This is a genomic window from Thiohalocapsa sp. (genome assembly GCF_019695415.1).
Classification (GTDB): Bacteria; Pseudomonadota; Gammaproteobacteria; order Chromatiales; family Chromatiaceae; genus Thiohalocapsa.
Genome location: NZ_JAIFKJ010000642.1, coordinates 2078 through 5531, shown reverse-complemented (window position 1 = coordinate 5531; position 3454 = coordinate 2078). Strand labels below are relative to the sequence as shown.

Annotated in this window: 5 protein-coding genes; 4 read left to right on the top strand and 1 reads right to left on the bottom strand. The window is 65.4% G+C overall.

Annotation, left to right across the window (positions count from 1 at the left end; all coding sequences use genetic code 11):
- Positions 1–238: 238 nt before the first annotated feature.
- Entirely contained in the window at positions 239–640 is a 402-nt protein-coding gene (locus tag I6U14_RS17535; protein ID WP_296901085.1) for an H-NS histone family protein, read from the bottom strand.
- A gap of 505 nt (positions 641–1145) precedes the next feature.
- Here I6U14_RS17535 and I6U14_RS17530 point away from each other — a divergent pair.
- The 4 genes from I6U14_RS17530 to I6U14_RS17515 all read left to right on the top strand — a co-directional run bounded on the left by I6U14_RS17530 (position 1146) and on the right by I6U14_RS17515 (position 3406).
- The gene (locus I6U14_RS17530; protein ID WP_296901084.1) at positions 1146–2147 is read left to right on the top strand and encodes an AraC family transcriptional regulator; all 1002 of its coding nucleotides are present in this window, start codon (positions 1146–1148) and stop codon (positions 2145–2147) included.
- 249 nt (positions 2148–2396) lie between these two features.
- Complete coding sequence (locus I6U14_RS17525) at positions 2397–2669, top strand: hypothetical protein (protein ID WP_296901083.1); 273 nt, start codon at positions 2397–2399, stop codon at positions 2667–2669.
- A gap of 9 nt (positions 2670–2678) precedes the next feature.
- On the top strand, positions 2679–2867 hold the full coding sequence (locus I6U14_RS17520; RefSeq protein ID WP_296901082.1) for a hypothetical protein: 189 nt from the start codon (positions 2679–2681) through the stop codon (positions 2865–2867).
- An 80-nt stretch (positions 2868–2947) separates the two neighbouring features.
- Entirely contained in the window at positions 2948–3406 is a 459-nt protein-coding gene (locus I6U14_RS17515; RefSeq protein ID WP_296901081.1) for a retropepsin-like aspartic protease, read from the top strand.
- The last annotated feature ends 48 nt before the right edge of the window (positions 3407–3454 follow it).

Here is a 3454-nt window from a genome sequence, read left to right as displayed (position 1 = left end):
GAAAATGGCGGGGCATCCTGCCCCGCACGGGAAGCGCCAATAAATCGGCGCTTCCTTAGCTGCGCGCGTGTTTGGCCGCAGCGTGCCCGCGGAAGACGCCCGCGGCTTCGCCGCAGACTCCGAGAGTTGGCCATCAACCTGGACCGGCAGCTTGGCTCTGGGCCGAGGGGCACCGGCCCAAGCCCATTAAGCGGAGAAGGGTGATCGCTGCAATGCCTGAGACCAAGGCTGCATCGGGTTATGCCGCCAGTCGCAGATGGGTCGACTTGAACTCCTCACGGTGCGCCTTGTTTGCTGGATCATAACCAGCAGCTTCCATCTTCTCACGCAGCCAGGTGGGCAGCGGTCCACGCGAGTAGGTCCGCTCCGGGTTATCCGGGTCCACATAGCGGGACACGCCGCCCGCAGCCCTCTTGGCAGACCGTCCGCGACGACCCTTGCTCAACCGGGCCACCACATCGTCCAGGCTGTAGCCGCGCGCATCGATCTGCTCGCGAAGCTCGCCGATGAATGCGGAAAACTCGGCGGCCTGCTGCTCACGCAACGCCTCTCGCAGGGCATTCTCGTTGGCTTCGAGCTGCGCTAGCTGTGCCTGGATCTCGTCAACGGACTGGGGCTCGGATGTCTGCCGCTTCGACATTCTTCATCTCCTGGAAAGTGATTGCTGGAATGGCGCAGATCGCGCAAGCGTTCAACGAAAAGCCGTGCAGGATATACGACGATGAGTTTTTTGGCGAATTGGTGTCAAAGACAGACGCCGGCAAGGGTGGGATTTCTGGCTTAGTCTGCGGGTATTGATCGGTATCGTGGCGTTAGGGAAGCGCTGATTTATTGGCGCTTCCCGTCCGGGGCAGGACGCCCCGCCATTTTCGGCGACGTAAGTCGCTGACAATGAAGGAGCCGGGAAACCGCCCAAGGTCTGGACAGGCCCGGCTCCGTCTGGTTTTTGGGCAGGATGCCCAATAAATCAGCATCTCCTTGGCGTACGTTCGCGGAGTGAACGCCCCGCTCAGAGAGCCATCGGATAGGAGACCGATAGTGGAGCCAAACTTCCACCTGGGCCGCTGCGTGATCACCCGAGGTGCACAGGCGGCGCTCGCACAGACACCAATGCCGGGGCTGAGTGTATCCGCGAGACACCTGACATGAATGCAACCCTGCTCGCCTCCGCCGCACGTATCCTATGGCGCCTGCTCGAGCGCCACGGCGTCGACCCCGAGCACGTCTTCCGCGAGGCTGGTCTCGATCCGAACGATCTGCACGACTCACGCGCACGCTATGCGGATGCCAAGGCCCGCGCCGCCTGGGCGCTAGCGGCACGGCTGATCGACAACCCCTGTTTCGGCCTGCTGTCAGCGGAGATCTGGCGGCCCACCGACTTCCATGCCCTGGGCTATGCGTTCCTCGCCAGCCGCACGCTGAAAACCGCGATCGAGCGCGTCGTGCGCTACAACGCCGTTGTCGATCCCGCCGTCCGCTTCGAAGCGACGCAGGACACCGACCATCTCCGCCTGACCTATCAGGTCACCGACCACGAGATCACGGAAGTGTCCGCCTTGCAGGACGCGCGTCTGGCAGTCGTCTTCGGCCTCTGTCGCGAAGCCTATGGCGCAAGCTTCAGTCCCGCCGAGGTGAGCGTGACCCACGCGGCACCGAGCTGCCGGGGAGAATTTTTCGGGCTCTTCCGCTGTCCCGTGCATTTCGACGCACCGCAGCCGGAGCTTGTGCTGGACAGGGCCTTGGCCGAGGCACCGCTGCCGGCGGCCAGCCGCGAGCTGGCCATCGCGAACGATGCGATGCTCACCGACACTCTCCGCACGCTCGACCACGGCGATGTCGTCTCCCGGGTCAAGACGGCCATTATCGAGCACCTGCCCTCGGGGGCACCCAGTGCCGACCTCATCGCCAGAGACCTGTTCATGAGCGCACGGACCCTGCACCGCAGGCTCTCCGAGGCCGGCACCAGCTTTTCCGAGACGCTGGACGCCGTCCGGCGCGAGCTGGCCGAGCAGTACGTCACCGACCCCACCCGTTCCCTCAGCGAGATCAGCTTCCTGCTTGGTTTCTCCGAGCAATCTGCCTTCTCACGCGCCTTTCGCCGCTGGACCGGCCAGCCGCCAAGCGCCGCCCGCGATACAGCGGCCTGACAGCACTCAGGCTCGAGCCTTTGGCTGCCCGTTGCAGTTGGCGCGTCAGGTCAACTGATTGGCGGTCCACGACAAGCCGTGCACCGCTGCGCCGGCCTAGACTCCTCTCCACGCCAAGTGCTGCGCACAACCGCACCGAGGGCGGCGCCGGCGGGGCGGCGATAGCGGCAGCAAGTCAGCGCAAGAACAGCGAGCCACCACGCGCTGCTGCACCCCGAATCCATTGTCACCAGCAGAGCGAGCTGATCCATGCAGACCAAGGACCGTCAAACCTATCGCCAGGCGCTTCCCAACTGGGGCTTTGAGACCCTGCAGGTGATGGCCGACACCCATCGCCTGGTGGCCGACATCGAGCGCGGGCTGCGCTATGCAGCGCATTTGCAGGGTTTGGAGCCCCGCGTGGGCGAGAAACTCCAGTTGCTGCGCGATGCTGTGGGTGTCCTGCAGGTCAGCCTCTCCGCCTGCGAGCACACCACGCAACAGGTGCTCGCGGAGATCACCGAAGAAGCCCCCGGCGCCTAGCCGCCCACCGTGGAGTCCCGCGCGGCCGACGACCACCCAAACGACGAGGTCGCCTTCTGGCGTGGCTTCATCACCTGGTGGGCGCGGGTGAAGACAGAGCCCGTGCCGCCGCGGGCGTGGGAGGCGCTGGCGTTCGCGCAGCGCCGAGCAGCGCAGCGCCGAGAGCAACAAGACGAGCGCGAGGACTGGATCCAGTGAGCAGCATTTCGTCAAGTCGGCCGATCCGCCGCCGCTGGCTGTCGGCTGCCCTGTTGATAGTTGCGCCCACAGTAGCCGCGATGGAGCAAGTCCCGGTTACCCCGGACGGCGGCGTCTACAGCGTGCCTGTGCAGCTCAACGGCGTACTGCAGATGGACTTGGTGCTGGATACCGGCGCCGCCTACGTGATGATCCCGGCCGACGTGGCCCTGACGCTCAAGCGCACCGGCACGCTGACCACGACACAGGAGGGCAACGCGCAGGAGTTCAAGCTCGCCGATGGCTCGGTGGTTCAGCAGCGACGCGTGGTGCTCTGCTCGCTGCAGGTCGGCTCCCAACAGCTCCGGGACGTGGAGGCCATCGTCGGCAGTCTGAAGTCACCGCTCCTGCTGGGCCAAAGCGCACTGCGCCGCCTGGAGCCCTGGCGGCTCGATACCCGTGCCGGCCAGCTGATCCTGATGGAAGGCGAGAGCTATGCGACGGAGCCGCAAGCAAGCGAGTCAAACGACGCATGCGCCGTAAAGGATTTGCCGGGGTGACACCCGATTTGGATAGGCCGGGCAGCCAGAGCGCGGCCCGCGCCGCTC